Source organism: Clostridioides sp. ES-S-0123-01 (assembly GCF_020658415.1).
Classification (GTDB): Bacteria; Bacillota; Clostridia; order Peptostreptococcales; family Peptostreptococcaceae; genus Clostridioides.
In genome coordinates this window covers 70015-87480 of record NZ_JACVWD010000008.1, presented here as the reverse complement: position 1 = coordinate 87480, position 17466 = coordinate 70015, and the positions used below count along the sequence as shown (strand labels likewise).

Annotated in this window: 23 protein-coding genes; all 23 read right to left on the bottom strand. The window is 30.7% G+C overall.

What is annotated here, in order from left to right; translation table 11 throughout:
* Positions 1–29: 29 nt before the first annotated feature.
* Positions 30–1187 (bottom strand): alanine racemase, encoded by a 1158-nt coding sequence (gene alr, locus IC175_RS17065; protein WP_227436215.1) that lies wholly within the window; start codon positions 1185–1187, stop codon positions 30–32.
* 14 nt (positions 1188–1201) lie between these two features.
* Positions 1202–1792 carry a germination lipoprotein GerS gene (gerS, locus tag IC175_RS17060; protein ID WP_227436217.1) on the bottom strand — a complete coding sequence of 197 codons (591 nt, stop codon included), beginning with the start codon at positions 1790–1792 and terminating at the stop codon, positions 1202–1204.
* A 20-nt stretch (positions 1793–1812) separates the two neighbouring features.
* Complete coding sequence (locus IC175_RS17055) at positions 1813–2274, bottom strand: CBS domain-containing protein (RefSeq protein WP_227436219.1); 462 nt, start codon at positions 2272–2274, stop codon at positions 1813–1815.
* 14 nt (positions 2275–2288) lie between these two features.
* Complete coding sequence (acpS, locus tag IC175_RS17050) at positions 2289–2669, bottom strand: holo-ACP synthase (RefSeq protein ID WP_227436228.1); 381 nt, start codon at positions 2667–2669, stop codon at positions 2289–2291.
* Between the two features lie 472 nt (positions 2670–3141).
* Entirely contained in the window at positions 3142–3402 is a 261-nt protein-coding gene (gene atpC, locus IC175_RS17045; protein ID WP_227436229.1) for an ATP synthase F1 subunit epsilon, read from the bottom strand.
* 2 nt (positions 3403–3404) lie between these two features.
* Positions 3405–4799 (bottom strand): F0F1 ATP synthase subunit beta, encoded by a 1395-nt coding sequence (gene atpD / locus IC175_RS17040; protein WP_227436232.1) that lies wholly within the window; start codon positions 4797–4799, stop codon positions 3405–3407.
* Between the two features lie 12 nt (positions 4800–4811).
* Positions 4812–5690: an ATP synthase F1 subunit gamma gene (gene atpG, locus IC175_RS17035; RefSeq protein WP_227436233.1), complete on the bottom strand. Its 879-nt coding sequence runs from the start codon at positions 5688–5690 to the stop codon at positions 4812–4814.
* A gap of 27 nt (positions 5691–5717) precedes the next feature.
* Positions 5718–7220 (bottom strand): F0F1 ATP synthase subunit alpha, encoded by a 1503-nt coding sequence (gene atpA / locus IC175_RS17030; protein WP_227436234.1) that lies wholly within the window; start codon positions 7218–7220, stop codon positions 5718–5720.
* Between the two features lie 16 nt (positions 7221–7236).
* The gene (locus IC175_RS17025) at positions 7237–7782 is read right to left on the bottom strand and encodes a F0F1 ATP synthase subunit delta (RefSeq protein ID WP_227436235.1); all 546 of its coding nucleotides are present in this window, start codon (positions 7780–7782) and stop codon (positions 7237–7239) included.
* Positions 7779–8276, bottom strand: coding sequence for a F0F1 ATP synthase subunit B (atpF, locus tag IC175_RS17020; protein WP_227436237.1), 498 nt, complete (start codon positions 8274–8276; stop codon positions 7779–7781). The genes IC175_RS17025 and atpF overlap by 4 nt, the downstream gene beginning before the upstream one ends.
* Before the next feature lie 123 nt (positions 8277–8399).
* On the bottom strand, positions 8400–8660 hold the full coding sequence (atpE, locus tag IC175_RS17015; RefSeq protein WP_021386434.1) for an ATP synthase F0 subunit C: 261 nt from the start codon (positions 8658–8660) through the stop codon (positions 8400–8402).
* A 70-nt stretch (positions 8661–8730) separates the two neighbouring features.
* Complete coding sequence (locus tag IC175_RS17010; RefSeq protein ID WP_227436239.1) at positions 8731–9435, bottom strand: F0F1 ATP synthase subunit A; 705 nt, start codon at positions 9433–9435, stop codon at positions 8731–8733.
* Between the two features lie 2 nt (positions 9436–9437).
* A complete protein-coding gene (locus IC175_RS17005; RefSeq protein ID WP_227436241.1) occupies positions 9438–9824 on the bottom strand; it encodes an ATP synthase subunit I in 387 nt (128 codons plus the stop codon).
* Between the two features lie 4 nt (positions 9825–9828).
* Positions 9829–10056 (bottom strand): AtpZ/AtpI family protein, encoded by a 228-nt coding sequence (locus tag IC175_RS17000; protein WP_227436243.1) that lies wholly within the window; start codon positions 10054–10056, stop codon positions 9829–9831.
* A gap of 199 nt (positions 10057–10255) precedes the next feature.
* Positions 10256–10693 (bottom strand): deoxycytidylate deaminase, encoded by a 438-nt coding sequence (locus tag IC175_RS16995; RefSeq protein ID WP_227436245.1) that lies wholly within the window; start codon positions 10691–10693, stop codon positions 10256–10258.
* 227 nt (positions 10694–10920) lie between these two features.
* Positions 10921–11736, bottom strand: coding sequence for a selenium-dependent molybdenum cofactor biosynthesis protein YqeB (gene yqeB, locus IC175_RS16990; RefSeq protein WP_227483593.1), 816 nt, complete (start codon positions 11734–11736; stop codon positions 10921–10923).
* A gap of 291 nt (positions 11737–12027) precedes the next feature.
* Positions 12028–12657 (bottom strand): uracil phosphoribosyltransferase, encoded by a 630-nt coding sequence (gene upp / locus IC175_RS16985; RefSeq protein WP_227436248.1) that lies wholly within the window; start codon positions 12655–12657, stop codon positions 12028–12030.
* Between the two features lie 35 nt (positions 12658–12692).
* Positions 12693–13145, bottom strand: coding sequence for a ribose 5-phosphate isomerase B (rpiB, locus tag IC175_RS16980; protein ID WP_227436250.1), 453 nt, complete (start codon positions 13143–13145; stop codon positions 12693–12695).
* Positions 13146–13161: 16 nt separating this feature from the next.
* Positions 13162–13611 carry a low molecular weight protein arginine phosphatase gene (locus tag IC175_RS16975; RefSeq protein ID WP_227436252.1) on the bottom strand — a complete coding sequence of 150 codons (450 nt, stop codon included), beginning with the start codon at positions 13609–13611 and terminating at the stop codon, positions 13162–13164.
* A 16-nt stretch (positions 13612–13627) separates the two neighbouring features.
* Positions 13628–14668: an L-threonylcarbamoyladenylate synthase gene (locus IC175_RS16970; RefSeq protein ID WP_227436254.1), complete on the bottom strand. Its 1041-nt coding sequence runs from the start codon at positions 14666–14668 to the stop codon at positions 13628–13630.
* 28 nt (positions 14669–14696) lie between these two features.
* Complete coding sequence (locus tag IC175_RS16965) at positions 14697–15377, bottom strand: ZIP family metal transporter (protein WP_227436256.1); 681 nt, start codon at positions 15375–15377, stop codon at positions 14697–14699.
* Positions 15378–15505: 128 nt separating this feature from the next.
* A complete protein-coding gene (prfA, locus tag IC175_RS16960) occupies positions 15506–16570 on the bottom strand; it encodes a peptide chain release factor 1 (protein WP_227436258.1) in 1065 nt (354 codons plus the stop codon).
* Positions 16571–16613: 43 nt separating this feature from the next.
* Complete coding sequence (gene prmC, locus IC175_RS16955; protein ID WP_227436268.1) at positions 16614–17465, bottom strand: peptide chain release factor N(5)-glutamine methyltransferase; 852 nt, start codon at positions 17463–17465, stop codon at positions 16614–16616.
* Position 17466: the final 1 nt, after the last annotated feature.

The window sequence follows — 17466 nt, the reverse complement described above, 5'->3', positions numbered from 1 at the left end:
ATCGCCTCCCAGATTATAATATCATGGTTTTATTTTAGCAAATAACTGTTTATTTGTACAAGCTCATTATTTTCCATATAAACACGGTCAACTCTTCTTGATATCATGCATAACACTTCATAGTTTATAGTTCCTAAGTCTTTGGCTATACGTTCAGCTGTAACTTCACCTTCTCCAAATAGTATAACCTCATCTCCAACTTTTATGTCTACATCTTTGTCAATTCTAACCATTATTTGATCCATACAAATTCTACCAACTACATCAAATACTTCTCCTTTAATAATAACTTTTGGATTCTTTTGAATTCTAGTAAATCCATCTGCATATCCTATTGGAATTGTAGCTATTGTTTCCATACTAGTAGTTGTATATTTTAGTCCATAACTTATTCCTATACCTGGTTCAACTTGTTTTATATGTCCGATTTTTGATTTTAATTTCATGGCTGGTTTTAGTTCTAGTCTTTCTTTAAATACATCATCAGATGGATAATGACCATATAATATTATTCCTGCTCTTACCATATTTAATCTTAAATCAGGGCAATCCATAATAGCTGCACTATTTGATACATGCTTTATAGCTATTTCTACACCAGCTTCATCTAACTTATCAGACATAAATTTATAATTATTAGCTTGTTTATAAGTGTACTCTTTACTTACTTCATCAGCTGTAGCAAAATGAGTAAACATACCTTCTAAATTTATATATTCTAATTTATTTAATTTTACTATATCCTGAACTGACTCTTCATTAGGTTGGAAACCTATTCTAGTCATTCCTGAGTCTATTTTAATGTGAACACAGGCTTTTTCTCCTAAAGATTTTGCAATTTCGTTTATCTTTTGTGCTGTTTCTAAAGAATAAACTGTCATAGTTATTTTATTTTTTATAGAATCTTCAAAAGCTTCATCTGGAGTATATCCTAAGTTCAAAATAGGAAGTGTTATACCATTTTGTCTAAGTTCAATTCCTTCAGCAGTTCTTGCTACTGCTAAATAATCTACTTTTTCCTTTTGTAATAATTTTGCAACTTCTACTGCACCATGTCCATATGCATCAGCTTTTATTACTCCACAAACCTTAATATCTTCTTCTAATAAATTTTTAATATTTTTTAAGTTAAATCTTAAGTTATCTAGATTTATCTCTGCCCATGTAGGCACTGTTATTTTTTGCATTTCTTTAGTCCCCCTTAGTTTCTGTATTCAAAATCTCTGTATTTTACTGTAAATCTTGGCACTCCTTCATTATCTAACACTTCCATCTTTTCAGGGTTCTTTGTGTCAGCATTTACATATAATACTTGCTTATTAAAATATTTATTATCCCCAGGAATAAAAGTCTCTAAAACCAAATTTCCTTTGGATAACTTTATTTTCATCTCTTCGTTTTGAAGATAATTTTTTATAAAGTCTCCTATAAAAAGATATTGATTATTTTTTCCTGTATTAGGCAATTCCACTATATCACTGATATTTGGATTTTTAACTAATATTTTATCACCTTGATACTCTATACTTTTTCCCTTTAAGTGTTTTGGGGAAATTACTTCTAATTTATAGTTATCAGTTTTTTTATAAGTATGAATTAAAACATAATTGTGTGGGCTCTTATTTCCAACTACTTCTACTTCAGCTTTACAACTGTAAGAATTCATATCAGAAATCTGCTTTTGAAAGTCTTTGTATACTTCTTCTTTTGTGGACTGTCGTTTTTGGCATCCTATTACAATTATAACCAGTGCCAAGAACATAATACATACTATAGTCCACTTTTTTCTCACATCACACCTCCTACTTCAGTTTATTCATTATATAAAGCTTTTATTATATCATATCTACAGATTATACCTTTAATTTTATTGTCATCATCTACTACAGGAACTCTGTTTATTGATTTTTTAATCATTATATTAGCCACATCATCGAACTTATCATCTTCATGAACTTTTATTATGTCTTTAGACATCAGTTCTCCGACTTTATACGCTGCTACTTGCTTTATGTCTTTTTCTACCTTTTTTAAATCATCCAAAAAAATCAGTCCTTGTAATAAATTTATATAGAGAGGTGCTTCTATATATTTTTCTTTTTTAAGAATGTCTGTCTCAGAAATTATTCCAACAACTTTATTTTCTGAATCTACAACTGGCAATCCTCCTATTTTCTCTGCAATTAGCATATTAGCTACATCTGCTATACTATCATCTTGTTTTGCTACTATTACATCTGTTGTCATTATTTCTTTTGCTGTTTTATCCATCATAGTGTAATCACTCCTTAGTCCTTAATTATAGTTATCGCATTTGCTATAGCATAATCTTTTGAATGTGATATTGAAACTTTTATTTCTAAAACATTATAATCTATGCACATTTTTGCCAGATTATTATAAGTTTTTACTATTGGTTTTCCCATTTCATTTCTGAGAACCTCTATATCTTTAAAGTTAAACATTCTGATTCCTGTACCCATAGATTTACTTATAGCTTCCTTAGCCGCAAAATTACCAGCTATACTTTCTGCCTTAAAATTTTTAGAATTAAAATATTCAATTTCTTTATCTGTAAACATTTTCTCTAAAAACCGATTATTTTTTTCTACAGCTTTTTTTATTCTGTCAATTTCAACTATGTCTACTCCAATATCAAATATATCCATTTTTCCTCCAGAAAATTTATAATAGCTCTTTCCATTTAATAATGAATTTATAAATTTACTATTGATAATACCTATTATTGTTTAGTTTATGTTACTTATCCCAATTTAATAATCATTATAATAAAATTGTAACTTTTAAAATTATTTATAATAAATAACCTATGTAAATCTATTATATTATTTATTATACTACACAACTAAGCAAATTTTTTAAATTTTATAAAAATTTTATATAGATTCCTTATATGAATATTTTTTCACTTCTATATAATCTATCTAAACTTTCTTTATCTTATTAATTACAACATAATTTTGCAGTAAATTCAAACATTTTGTGAATTTATTGTCAGTACATTTTCTGCATACTTTACACTCTATTTGTTATTATTTTATTAACACCAAAACATAAAAAAGTCACTTTGACCAAAAATATTTTTAGTAAAAATGACTTTTCATGTTTTATATTAAGTTATTAAATCCATTCAGCAGATTCTGTCAATATAACGGTTTTATTTTGATCTACATTAACAAATCCTTCTGATATTTTTGCTTCTTTAAAATTTCCATCTTTTTTTATCTTCAAAGTCCCTACAGGTATGCCTGAAACAAATGGTATATGACCTTTCAATACCCCTTTGTCTCCCTTTGTAGTTCTAACTACTATCATTTCAACTTCTCCATCATAAAATGTATCATTTGGAGTTACAACTTTCAATGAAAATTCACTAGCCATGACTACATACTTCCCTTCGCTTTTTTAACAGCATCTTCTATTGTACCTACAAACAGGAATGCTGACTCTGGTAAGTCATCATGTTTACCTTCAAGTATCTCTTTGAATCCTCTTACAGTTTCTTTAACAGGAACATATTGACCTGGATTTCCTGTAAATTGCTCTGCAACTGTAAACGATTGAGATAAGAATCTTTGTATTTTTCTAGCACGTGCAACTATTAACTTATCTTCATCAGACAATTCATCCATACCAAGTATGGCAATTATATCTTGTAGTTCTTTATATCTTTGAAGTATTGATTGAACTCCTCTGGCTACTTCATAATGTTCTTTTCCTACTATACTAGGGTCAAGAATTCTTGATGTAGATTCAAGAGGGTCAACCGCTGGATATATACCAAGTGATGATATTTGTCTAGATAAAACTGTTTTTGCATCTAAGTGAGAGAATGTTGTAGCTGGTGCTGGGTCAGTTAAGTCATCTGCTGGTACATATACTGCTTGAACAGATGTTATTGAACCTTTCTTAGTTGACGTTATCCTCTCTTGAAGTGCACCCATTTCAGTAGCTAATGTTGGTTGGTAACCAACAGCTGATGGCATACGTCCTAGAAGTGCTGAAACTTCTGAACCAGCTTGTGTGAAACGGAATATATTATCAACGAAAAGTAAGACGTCTTGTCCTTGCTCATCTCTAAAATGTTCTGCCATTGTAAGTCCAGTTAAAGCAACTCTCATTCTTGCTCCAGGTGGCTCGTTCATCTGACCAAATACTAGAGCTGTCTTATTTATAACTCCAGACTCACTCATTTCTCCATAAAGGTCATTACCTTCTCTTGTTCTTTCTCCTACTCCTGAGAATACAGAAATACCACCATGTTGCTTAGCAATATTGTTTATAAGTTCTTGTATTAAAACTGTTTTTCCTACTCCTGCTCCTCCAAATAGACCTATTTTTCCACCTTTCAGATATGGTGCTAGCAAATCAACTACCTTAATACCTGTTTCTAGTATCTCAGCTGTAGTTTCTAGTTCGTCATATGCTGGTGCTGGTCTATGTATAGGTAACTTAGGCGCAGACTTTGGAGCTGGTTTTCCATCAACTGGTTTTCCAAGAACATTGAATATTCTACCTAAAGTTTCATCTCCAACAGGAACACTTATTGGTCCTCCTGTATCTACAACTTCCATACCTCTTACAAGTCCATCTGTTGCACTCATAGAGATACATCTTACTGTATCATCACCTATATGTTGAGCAACTTCTGCAACTATTTCTTTATCTCCTAACTTTATTACTAACGCATTTAATAAGTTAGGTAGGCTTTGTTCATTATCAAACTTAACATCTAGTACAGCTCCTACAATCTGTACTATTTCACCTACATTTGCCATTTCCTAACCTCCCTATTTTAGAGCTTCAACTCCACCAACTATCTCTGTTATTTCTTGAGTTACAGCTGACTGTCTTGCTCTGTTATAACTTAACTCTAAATTAGATAGCATTTCATTCGCATTATCTGTGGCTGATTCCATCGCAGTTCTTCTAGCTCCTTGCTCTGATGCAAAAGATTCTAAAATCCCACCATATATTGTACCTGATACAAACTGAGGCACAATATAACTTAAGACTGCTTCTGCTGATGGTATATATTGTACTTTCGATTTATTTTGTTTTTCTTCTTTTATTACAATTCCATGGTCATCTGTATCTTTTTCAAACACCAATGGAAGCAATTTTAAAACTTCAACTTCTTGTAATAACGCTGATTTAAACTTTGTATAAGCTATATAAACTTCATCTACTTCACCTTTTTTATACAGGTCAATAACAGTTTGTGAAATTTCTATCGCTTCTTCATATCCACAAGCTTCAACACTATTTATATCTTTTGCTATATTGTAATTTCTCTTAGAAAAAAACTCGTGTGCCTTCTTTCCTACTGTGATAACTGTTTCTTTTTTTCCTTCCATGTGAGATACAGATTCCTTTAATACATTGGAATTGTATCCACCTGCAAGACCTCTATCTCCAGCTACCACTATATAGCATTTATTTTTTACTTCTCTTACTTTTAAAAATTCATTTCTAACTCCACGTGTTGTTTGGGCAATATCTTTTACTGTATCGTACAAAGTATTAAAGTATTCTCTTGAATCTTCAGCTTTTTCTTTTGCTTTTCTAAGCTTAGAAGATGCAACAAGTTCCATTGCTTTAGTTATTTGTTTTGTACTTTCAACACTCCCCATACGTGTTTTAATCGCTTTAATTCCAGCTCCTGCCAATTAATTTACCTCCTTTTTTAAAAAGGATTATACTTCAACAACAAACTTTTCTTTAAATTCATTTATTGCATCTGTTAAATCATGAGTGAAGTCTTCTCCATCTAATATTTTTCTTGATATTTCTGGATAATTATTATCTACAAATGCATACAATTCTGATTCAAATCTAGCTATATTATCTATTGGAATATCTTCCAAGTGATTATTTATAACAGCGTATATTATCATAACTTGATTTTCAACTTTTATTGGTTGATGCTCACCTTGTTTTAATATCTCAACGATTCTTTCACCTTGAGCAAGTCTCTTTTTAGTATCTTCATCTAAGTCAGAACCAAATTGTGAGAATGCTGCAAGCTCTCTATATTGTGAATATGCAAGTTTCAATGTACCTGCAACTTTTTTCATTGCCTTAATTTGCGCAGAACCACCAACCCTCGATACTGATATACCAGGGTCAACTGCTGGTCTTACACCTGAATAGAATAATTCTGGTTGTAAGTATATTTGACCGTCTGTTATAGATATAACATTTGTTGGTATATACGCAGAAACGTCTCCAGCTTGAGTTTCTATTATAGGTAAGGCAGTCATTGAGCCTCCTCCTAATTCATCAGATAACTTAGCTGCTCTTTCAAGTAATCTTGAATGTAAGTAGAATACATCTCCAGGATATGCCTCACGTCCTGGTGGTCTTCTAAGTAATAATGACATTTCTCTATATGCAACGGCTTGTTTACTTAAATCATCATATACTATAAGCACATGTTTTCCATTGTACATAAATTCTTCACCCATAGCTGCTCCAGCGTATGGTGCTATATATTGAAGTGGCGCTGATTCAGATGCTGTTGCTGAAACTACTATTGTATAGTCTAAAGCTCCACCTTTTTCTAATGAGCTAACTAATTGAGCTATAGTAGAACGTTTTTGCCCAATTGCTACATATATACAGATAACATCTTTTCCTTTTTGATTTAATATAGTGTCGACAACTATAGATGTTTTACCAGTTTGTCTGTCACCTATTATTAACTCTCTCTGACCTCTACCAATTGGTATCATTGAATCTATTGATTTTATACCTGTTTGTAATGGCTCATAAACAGATCTTCTATCTATTATACCAGGTGCTTCAGATTCAACTGGTCTAGTTTTTGTACAAGCTATAGGTCCTTTTCCATCTATTGGCTGACCTAGAGAATTTACAACTCTACCTATTAAGGCTTCTCCAACTGGAACTTCAACTATTCTTCCAGTTCTCTTAACTATATCGCCTTCTTTTATTCCACTGTCATCTCCAAGTATAACAGCTCCAACTACTTCTTCTTCTAAGTTAAGTGCCATACCATATACTTCACCTGGGAACTCTAGTAACTCACCAGACATAGCTTTTTCTAATCCATATACACTAGCTATACCATCCCCAACGGTTAAAACACTACCTGTATCTGTCAATTCAACTTTATTCTCATAATTCTTTATTTGCTGTTTAATTATAGAACTTATTTCTTCAGGTTTTAAGTTCATGGGTTCACCGCCATTCTTAAGATATTACTTCAGATAGCTTTTCTTTCATCTTATCTAGACGAGTTTTTACAGTGCCATCTATCTGCTCATTTCCAAGTCTAACTAGAACTCCCCCTAGTATAGTCTTGTCAACTACATTTTCTATAGTAACATTTTTGTTGTATTTGTTTGAAAGTTTAACTTCAAGTTCTTTAATATCTGTTTCACTCATTGGAATCGCACTTATTGCGACACCATCAATTATATTATTTTTCTTATTTAATAAGTCTTTATAAGCTAACTCTATGTCTTCCAAAAACGCTATTCTATCTTTATCTACCAAAACTTTTAAGAAATTTTTTATGTTAGAGCTTACTTCCTTATCAAAAATGATTTCTACCAAGTTTTTCTTTTCTGATTTTGAAACTAATGGTGATTTTAAAACTTTGTAGAAATCTTTGCTAACTTTAGTCATCATATCTACTACTTTTTCTAATTCTTTAAATAATATATCAGTTGAATTTTCTTCTTCTCCTAATTGAAACAGGGCTTCGGCATATCTATTTGCTACTACGTTTATCATTTAGCCTCCCCTACCTCTTTTATAAAGTTTTCTATCAATTCTTCATGTTTAGATTTATCTAAATCTTTTTCAATAACTTTAGATGCTGCAAGTAGTGCTATATTTGATATATCACTCTTAATTTCATTCATAACCTTTTGTTTTTCTTGTTCTATATCTTTGCTTGCTTTATCTTTTATATTAAGAGCATCTTGTTTTGCAGTACTTATTATGTCATCTGATTTTTTCTCTGCTCTTATAGTTGCTTGTTTTATGATTTCTTGACCTTCGTCTTTAGCAAAATTGATTTTTGACTCATATTCTTTTTTTAGTGCCAATCCTTCGTTTTTTGCTTTTTCGCCTTCTGCTAAGTCATTTTTAATATCATTTTCTCTTGATTGGATTATATTTAAAACTGGCTTAAATAAAAGCTTTCTTAGAAGTAAAAATATTATAAAAGTATTAACAATTTGGAATACAAATTCCCATGTTATACCTACTAGTGCTTTCTCCATAATTATCCTCCTTTCCATAAATCATAACTACTTATAATCACGAGATGATAAAATTCATCTCATGATTATAAGTTTGAGATGATTTATCTATAAAACCTATCTCAAAATATTTAAGGACTAAATCTACATTCCTAAGTATTTGAAGAATGGATTTACGAATAGAAGTATTATTGATACAACCAAGCCATATATTGCTGAAGACTCTGCTATAGCAACACCTAGTAATAAAGTTGAAGTTATATCACCTTTAGCTTCTGGTTGATTTCCTACTGCTTCTGCTGCCTTACCTGCTGCTACACCTTGACCAATTCCTGCACCTATACCTGTTGCAACTGCTATTCCTGCTCCTATTGCTGATGCTGCCGCTACTATTGCTGTTTCCATAATTATTTCCTCCTTAAAATTTAAAAATTTAAATTGTTTTTTATTTTTTATCTTAATATAAGTTGATTTCTTAATCTAATTCCCCTGCACTTGATATAAACACCATTGTTAACATTATAAATATATATGCTTGTAACAATCCTGCAAATAAATCGAAGTACAAGTGTAATGGTACTGGTATTAGTATCTGTCCAATTGGTATTGATAATCCTGGTATTAGACTAGATATAAAACCTAAAAGTTGATAAAATAGACCCATTATAATTGTTCCACCTAAGATATTTCCAAATGGACGGAAACTTAATGATATTGGTCTAGCTAACTCACCTATAATGTTAATTGGTAACATTATGGCAAGTGGTTGAGCCAATTCTTTAAAGTATGATACTCCTTTAAATTTAACTCCTGCAAAATAAATCATAAAAAATGTAATCATTGCCCATGCAGCAGTTGTATCTAGGTCGGTTGTTGGTGATCTTAATCCAAGTAATGGGCTTAAATTTGAGCACGCGAAAAATAAAAACAAACTTCCTATGTATGGTATCATATATGGCATTCTTTTTACTGTGTTTTTACCCATAACATTTGTAACCATTTTAGCAAGACCACCTATTGCAAATTCCAAAAATATTTGAACTTTACTGGTTGGAACTTTTTTCAAATTTCTAGTTAAAAAATAAGATGCTATCGCTAAAAAGGCCATTATTCCCCAACTCACTAGTATTGTTTCACTAATTTTAAAGTTTCCTATGAGATAATAATGCGCTTGACTCATACTTACGCCTCCTTCCTCTTTAATTTATTTATAAAGTTTTTTGATAATATGACAAACTTTGTACTCAATAATCCTAGTGCTGTTCCGATTATATTTAAATGTGGAACCTTAGCTGAAGCAAATAGAACAACTGCCATTATAAATAGCCTAATGGTATATTGTGCTGATGCATAAGCTTGTGCTTTTCCAGCTGGCAATGACACTGTTTTTTCTAGTGAGATTGCTAATAATCTAAAATTTAACATAGCTATTATAGAGCCAAATATAAGTCCTAAAAATACTGGCTTACTTAATGTTGATGTTATCAACATTAGCACAATTAAAATTACATCAAATATTACTATACCCTTTGTTACTGACCTTACTTGGTTAAGTAATTTTATATCCAATATATCACTTCCTTCGTGTATATACTATCAGAGTTTTATAAACACCACTAAAAGCACCTCCAACCCCTAACAGTAAAAATATTATTGTTAGAACTGGACTTGTATTTAATTTACTATCTAAAAATTTTCCTAAGAAAGTACATCCTAATATTGATATTACAATCATCAATCCTATTTGACTTATTAAACTAAACAGCTTTGCAATTTCCATATGTGTATTTTTTTTACTCATAAATAGTATCCCTCATTATTACAAAATAAATAACATGTAATTAATCTATATCATAAATTTATTTAATTATAAAATATATCTTACTACTAATCTGATTATTTTTCAAACACTTTCTTTTAATCATTTCATGAGCATGTATTTCAGTGTCAAATTTTATCGTTTATTGTCATTCTAAAATTATTCACTAAAAATTTATCTACTAGAATTTTATAAGTTCTATTCCTGCTTCTTCTAACAATTCTGTAGACATATCATCTGGATAATCGCCTTCATAAACAATTTTCAATATCCCTGCATTTATGCACATTTTTGCACACAAAACACAAGGTCTTGTAGTAACATATAAAGTTGCTCCAGCTACACTAATACCATTATGGGCAGCCTGTATTATAGCATTTTGCTCAGCATGCAATGCCCTACACAGTTCATGTCTTTCTCCTGAAGGAATATTTAGTTCCTGTCTTTTGCACCCAATATTTTCACAATGTTCAAGATTTCTTGGGGAACCATTATATCCAGTTGTTAGAATTTGTTTATCTCTTACAATAACAGCTCCTACTTGTCTCCTAATACAAGTTGAACGCTTTTTTACCACTTCTGCAATTTCCATAAAGTATTCATCCCATGATGGTCTCATAATTTACTTTTCTCCTCTTTGTTTATGTACTGGTCTCATATATATTTATTAGATTTCTTCCTAAATAAATACTTATTTTTATATTATATACACATGTCAATTGAATGTCCAATAAAAAAAGAGCATTTTTACCATTTAAATTTTAAATACCCTTTATATGCTCTCCTTAATCTATTAAATTTATTATATCACCTTAATGAAATATTAATAGTCTTATTTATCATAAATTAATTTATTGGATAGATTCCATTTTTTAATATGGCTTCTAAAACCCCTCCAGCTATACATCTAGCTTTATCTGATATGGTAAAAGCATTCTTAACTTCCTCTTTTCTAGGGTCTATGTCTAATATTTTTAAATTTTTATTTACTTTTGCTCCCTCTTTTAGTAATCCTCTAAGAACTCCAGATATTGTTGCTCTAACTTCATATTTTTGTCCATAATCATTAATATAACAAAGTAAATCACCCTTTTCAACTATATCGCCTATCTTACATACATTTTCCATTATTCCGCTATGTTCTGAGTGTATTACTCTTTCTTTAGAAATCCCTTTTATTGCACCTGGTATTCCTGTATTTTTTTCAGCTCTACCACTGGTTATTATTCTTCCTAGATTATGACCTCTCATTGTCTCTATGACCACATCAACATCTTCTCCTGCACAAAATCCAGGTCCTAAAGCTATTGTAAGTGGAGCCATATCCTTAGTTGTACCCAAATTTTTTTTGGCTAATATTCCATCAATCAAAACAACTGGATTTATCTCAGATAGTTTTTCTCCTTTTGGGTCTACAATAAGTGCTACTTTATCTTGAGATAACGTTTTTTCGATTTCATCTTTATTTTTACAAAGTTTACAATCTATACCTTCAATAGTAACTTCCTTTTCATATACAGCCTCACAAAAAGAGACCTGTCTTCTTATTGCTAAAGGCTCTTCTATTTCTAATGCAACCACTTTAAAACCACTATTGTGTAACTTATGTATAACTGCTGTTGCTAAATCTCCAGCTCCTCTTACTACTATACATTTTTTCATGTATTATCACTCCCAATAATATCATTAATATTTTAATTTAAACTCAATTAATATATATCAATTTAATCGTAAGCAACTAACATGCCATATTTAAAATTGCTCATAATTTGTAAACTCAAGTAAAATAGCCATTCTTTATTAATTGGTAAAAGCTTTTTATTCTCAATTCGAGAAATTTATCAATTCAAGAATTCTTATTATGAGAAAATACATATAAAAAGGAACCTCCTTATATTAAATAATTTTTACTATATAAGAAAGTTCCCAATAAATATTTATAGTTATTAATTTTTATTTAGTTCCAAATAATCTGTCTCCTGCATCACCAAGACCAGGAATTATATATCCATGTTCATTTAATTTCTCATCAATTGATGCAACATATATATCAACATCATCATGATATTTTTGTACTTCTTGTATTCCTTCAGGTGCAGCTACTAAATTAGCTAATTTTATACTTTTAGCTCCTTTAGATTTAAGTAAATCTATTGCTGCAACAGCAGAACCTCCTGTAGCAAGCATAGGGTCAACTACTATTATATCTCTTTCTCCTATGTCTTGAGGAAGTTTACAATAATATTCAACTGGTTTTAATGTTTCTGGGTCTCTATATAATCCTACATGACCAACTTTTGCTGCAGGCATTAAACTTACTAAACCATCTACCATTCCAAGCCCTGCTCTTAAAATTGGAATTATAGCTAGTTTTTTACCTGCAACAACTTTAGATGATGTTTTTTGAATAGGAGTCTCTATTTCTACATCTTTTAATGGTATATCTTTTGTTATTTCGTATCCCATTAGCATTGCAATTTCAGTTAAAAGTTCTCTGAAATCTTTAGAACCAGTATTTTTATCTCTCATTAAAGTTAGTTTATGTTGTATTAATGGATGGTTTGTCTCTACCACTTTGCTCATTTTGATAATTCCTCCTGATAAAACTGTAATTTTTATTATTTATTGTGTTTTTCTTCTATTGATTTAATCATATTTACTCTTCTAGCATGTCTATCACCTTCAAAATCTGTACTAATCCAAGCCTCAACTATTTCAAGTGCTAAACCTTTACCTAAAACTCTTTCACCTAATGACAACATATTTGCATCATTGTGTGCTTTTGACATTTTTGCAGAAAATACATCTGATACAACTGCACATCTTATTCCAGGAACTTTATTGGCAGCTAAAGATATTCCTATCCCTGTACCACAGCATAATATTCCATAATCTACATCTTTATCTATAACTGCATTTGCAACTATTTCTCCATACGCAGGATAATCAACAGAATCTGTAGCATTCTTAGTTCCATAATCTACACATTCAATCCCTTTTCCTTCTAAATAGTTTATTATTTCTTTTTTTAAATTATATCCTCCATGGTCACAGCCTAATCCTATTTTCATTTCTTTATCCTCCGTTTTATATATTTTTTACTATTTGGTTGACAGAATATATTATTTCTTTCATAGTATCTCTATAAGTATCCAAGCTTCCACCAAATGGGTCAGATATATCTGACTCATCCTGATTTGCGAACCCTTTAAAAGTATACACTTTTTCTTTGCATTTTGGAACTGCTTGGACTAAAATTTCTTTATGAGATTTAGTCATTGTTAGTATGATATCTGATTTATCTAATAAATCCTTAGTAATTACTCTACTTTTATGATTTGATAAATCTATTCCAAGCTCTTTTAAAGCTTCTATAGAATTATTAGAAGCATCCATACCATTTGCTGTAGATATACCCGCTGAGGATATGCAATATTCTTCAATATTTTTTCCAGACTCCTCAATAGCTTTCTTTAATATAACTTCAGCCATAGGACTTCTACAAGTATTTCCTGTACATACAATAAGTATATTCATATTTCACAACTCCTTTTTAAGCTTTTATTACTTTATATCCTGCTGACTTAAGTAATCTATTCATAATTGCTTGTCCGACACCGCTCTTAGGAAATTCCTCAGAATATATAACATCCATACCTTTTTTATCCATTTCTATGAGAGCATCAAACAAATTACTTGCTACTTCCTCAAGAGTACTCCCCAAATCTATTACTTCTCCATTATAAAACTCTTTATTTCTACTAATGCACATTACACCTGTTTTTAGACCTTTTTCTTTATTAGATTTTATCATATCATTAATCTTTGTTGCTACATTCTCCCTTTTGCCAGATATAATATATACGTCTGCATTTGGTGAATAATGTTTATATTTCATTCCTGGAGCCTTGGCTTTTTGATTATCTTCTTTTTTACTTAATGATGGGTCAAGCCTTACTTCACCAAGAATTTCTTCTAAGACTTCTTTAGTTATACTTCCAGGTCTTAATATCATAGGAATCTCTTCTGTAAGGTCTAATACAGTTGATTCTAGTCCAAAGTTACTATCTCCTCCTAAAACTATTCCATCAACTCTTCCATTCATTTCTTCATATACATGTTTCGCTTTTGTTGGGGATGGTCTCCCTGATATATTTGCAGAAGGAGCTGCAATAGGTATGCCTGCTTCTTTTATTATTGCCCTGGCAATAATATGAGAAGGCATTCTTATTGCAACTGTATCAAGTCCTCCACTAGTTCTATATGGAATTATATCTTTTTTATTTAGTATTATGGTTATAGGCCCTGGCCAAAGTTTTTCCATAACAAGTTTAGCTTTATCACTTATATCTTTAGCTAAATCATAAACTTCTTCTTTTTCATAAATATGGACTATAAGTGGATTATCACTAGGTCTACCTTTAGCTTCATAAATCTTCTTTACTGCATTTTCATCTAATGCATTTGCACCTAATCCATATACTGTCTCAGTTGGAAAAATAACCGTCTTACCTTCTCTAAGAAGTTTTGCTTGTATTTTTATTTCCTCATAATCAATATTATTTATATCAATATTACTTATAATAGTCTTCATCTTTCGTATGCCTGCTTTCATTTTAATTTTAGATATAGTTTACAATTATTGTACCTAACAAAAAACCAACTATACAATACACACTTTTTGAATGCGGAAAAATTTCTTCCAATACAACATACATCATTGTACCTCCTGCTGTAGCAAGAAATACACCTATAAGAGAAGTAAACACTCCTCCAAAATAAACACCTAAAAAACTTCCTAGACCCATAGGCAATCCAGCTATTATTGTAAATAAAATAACTTTACTCATCCTCATTTTATTACATATCAGACCCAATGCCATAGCTAATCCTTCTGGTATGTTATGTAGACCTATTACTATAGCAAGAGTGATACCTAAGCTTTCTGTTGACATAAAAGAAGAACCAATAGCCAATCCTTCTGGTAAATTATGTAGTAATATACTTATGAATATAAGATATCCAGATGCCATACTTCCAGATACATCCAATCTTGTTTTTATGTACATAGTTATGAGAGCTCCAACAAATGTAAATATAACTGTATTGATTACTCCCATTTTATCCATGGATTCTTTCATCAAATCAAATACTACTACAGCCAACATTATTCCGCCAGACAATCCCATAAAGAAATTTAGGTATTTATCAACTTCTCTTTTGAAGATAGCTGATATAACTCCTCCTAATCCTGTCCCTATAACACCTGCCAAAAGTCCAATTATTGTTACTTTTAGTATCATATAACCCTCCTGTACTTGTATATAACAATTATATACAGTAGAATATGATAACATGACCTAAAATGCAAAATAGCTGTTTCAAAATAGAAAATAATTTCTAGAAAGAAACAGCTCTTTTAAAACATTCCTTATATTGCAGTCATTTTTTCTGTTTGGTCAACAGTAATTAAAGCGTCTATCATTTCATCTATATCCCCATCTAAGAATGCATCTAGCTTATATAAAGTTAAATTTATTCTATGGTCACTTATTCTACCTTGAGGGAAATTATATGTTCTTATTCTTTCTGATCTGTCACCAGTTCCGACTTGGCTTTTTCTTTCTGCTGCTATATCTTTGTGTTGTTCTGCCAATGCTTTATCGTAAAGTCTCGCTTTTAATATTTTTAAAGCTTGCTCTTTATTTTTTAATTGTGATTTTCCATCTTGACAAGATACTACTTCACCTGTAGGTATGTGTGTTACCCTAACAGCAGAGTCAGTAGTATTGACACTTTGCCCTCCATTACCTGAAGAACGGAAAACGTCTATTCTTAAATCATTTGGATTTATGTCAACTTCTACATCTTCAACCTCTGGTAATACTGCAACAGTAGAAGTTGATGTGTGTATTCTTCCACCAGATTCAGTTGATGGTATCCTTTGAACTCTATGAACTCCAGATTCATACTTTAATCTTGAGTAAGCTCCTTTACCTTTTATCATAAAAGATACTTCTTTATATCCACCCACTCCAGTATCACTAGCACTTAATAATTCTATTTTCCATCTTCTTCTCTCAGCATATCTCGAATACATTCTAAATAAATCACCTGCAAATAGAGCTGCTTCATCTCCTCCAGCTCCACCTCTAATTTCAACTATAACGTTCTTGTCATCATTAGGGTCTTTAGGTAATAGTAGTATTTTTATTTCTTCTTCTATTGGAGCTACTTTTTCTTCCATTTCAGATAGTTCCATTTTAGCTAATTCTCTTAACTCTTCATCTGACTCTTCTTGTAAAATTTCTTTTGATTCCTTTATGCTATCTAAAACGCTTTTGTACTCTCTGTATTTCATAACAATAGGCTCTAAGTCAGCATGTTCTTTTATATACTTTTGCCAAACTTTTTGATCATTTATTACATCAGGATCACCTATTTTTTCACTTAAGTCTTTATATGTATCTTCCAATACCTCTAATTTTTTTAACATACTTTCACCTCGATTAAATGTAACATATCAATTGTTGATTATATCATATATTGTATCCTATAACAACTCTATCAATGCCTTGTATATCCTTCTTTGTATATATTTTTTTATATCCATTACTTTTCATAATATTAATTACATCTTCAGCTTGATTGTGACCAACTTCATATGCTAATATTCCACATTGATTTAAATATTTCTTACCTTGCTCTGTTATTTTTCTATAAAAATCCAATCCATCTTCTCCACCCTCAAGTGCATTATATGGCTCATAATCTTTAACTTGTGTGTGTAGTGTTTCTATGTCTTGTTTTTTTATATATGGTGGATTTGAAACTATAATATCAAATTTTATATCACTATTATTCAATACTGTAAATAAATCTGATTTAATGTACTCTATTTTTTCATCAACTTCATTTATAATAGCATTTTTCTTTCCTATTTCTAAGGCTGTTTCTGATATATCAAAAGACATCAATTTAGAATTTTCAATATATTTTGCTAAGCTAACTGTAATCGCACCTGAACCAGTACCTATATCTAGTATGCTTACATTCTTTCTACCTTTACATATTTCAATTATTTCTTCTACCAAAGTTTCTGTATCTGGTCTTGGGATTAATACTCCTTCCTTAACAAAGAAATCTAGTCCCATAAACTCCCTATTTTCAACTATATATGCTATTGGTCTTCCATTTATTCTTTCTTCTGCAAAACCTATAAATTCTGTTTTCTGTTCTTCAGTTAATTCTTTACTTAGATTTAAGTGAATATACAATCTATCAACGTCACCTAATGCTTTTTGTAACAATAATTCTGTATCTAGTCTTGGAGTATCACTTATACCTTTAAATTCCTCTGAATATTTAATAATTATATCTTTTATCGTCATA

Excerpts from the sequence above, each read along its gene's own strand:
- alr (WP_227436215.1), bottom strand. The coding sequence starts at position 1,187 with ATGCAAAAAATAACAGTGCCTACATGGGCAGAGATAAATCTAGATAAC.
- IC175_RS17055 (WP_227436219.1), bottom strand. The coding sequence starts at position 2,274 with ATGATGGATAAAACAGCAAAAGAAATAATGACAACAGATGTAATAGTA.
- acpS (WP_227436228.1), bottom strand. The coding sequence starts at position 2,669 with ATGGATATATTTGATATTGGAGTAGACATAGTTGAAATTGACAGAATA.
- atpC (WP_227436229.1), bottom strand. The coding sequence starts at position 3,402 with ATGGCTAGTGAATTTTCATTGAAAGTTGTAACTCCAAATGATACATTT.
- atpD (WP_227436232.1), bottom strand. The coding sequence starts at position 4,799 with ATGGCAAATGTAGGTGAAATAGTACAGATTGTAGGAGCTGTACTAGAT.
- atpA (WP_227436234.1), bottom strand. The coding sequence starts at position 7,220 with ATGAACTTAAAACCTGAAGAAATAAGTTCTATAATTAAACAGCAAATA.
- IC175_RS17025 (WP_227436235.1), bottom strand. The coding sequence starts at position 7,782 with ATGATAAACGTAGTAGCAAATAGATATGCCGAAGCCCTGTTTCAATTA.
- atpF (WP_227436237.1), bottom strand. The coding sequence starts at position 8,276 with ATGGAGAAAGCACTAGTAGGTATAACATGGGAATTTGTATTCCAAATT.
- atpE (WP_021386434.1), bottom strand. The coding sequence starts at position 8,660 with ATGGAAACAGCAATAGTAGCGGCAGCATCAGCAATAGGAGCAGGAATA.
- IC175_RS17010 (WP_227436239.1), bottom strand. The coding sequence starts at position 9,435 with ATGAGTCAAGCGCATTATTATCTCATAGGAAACTTTAAAATTAGTGAA.
- IC175_RS17000 (WP_227436243.1), bottom strand. The coding sequence starts at position 10,056 with ATGAGTAAAAAAAATACACATATGGAAATTGCAAAGCTGTTTAGTTTA.
- IC175_RS16995 (WP_227436245.1), bottom strand. The coding sequence starts at position 10,693 with ATGAGACCATCATGGGATGAATACTTTATGGAAATTGCAGAAGTGGTA.
- yqeB (WP_227483593.1), bottom strand. The coding sequence starts at position 11,736 with ATGAAAAAATGTATAGTAGTAAGAGGAGCTGGAGATTTAGCAACAGCA.
- upp (WP_227436248.1), bottom strand. The coding sequence starts at position 12,657 with ATGAGCAAAGTGGTAGAGACAAACCATCCATTAATACAACATAAACTA.
- rpiB (WP_227436250.1), bottom strand. The coding sequence starts at position 13,145 with ATGAAAATAGGATTAGGCTGTGACCATGGAGGATATAATTTAAAAAAA.
- IC175_RS16975 (WP_227436252.1), bottom strand. The coding sequence starts at position 13,611 with ATGAATATACTTATTGTATGTACAGGAAATACTTGTAGAAGTCCTATG.
- IC175_RS16970 (WP_227436254.1), bottom strand. The coding sequence starts at position 14,668 with ATGAAGACTATTATAAGTAATATTGATATAAATAATATTGATTATGAG.
- IC175_RS16965 (WP_227436256.1), bottom strand. The coding sequence starts at position 15,377 with ATGATACTAAAAGTAACAATAATTGGACTTTTGGCAGGTGTTATAGGG.
- prfA (WP_227436258.1), bottom strand. The coding sequence starts at position 16,570 with ATGTTAAAAAAATTAGAGGTATTGGAAGATACATATAAAGACTTAAGT.
- prmC (WP_227436268.1), bottom strand. The coding sequence starts at position 17,465 with ATGACGATAAAAGATATAATTATTAAATATTCAGAGGAATTTAAAGGT.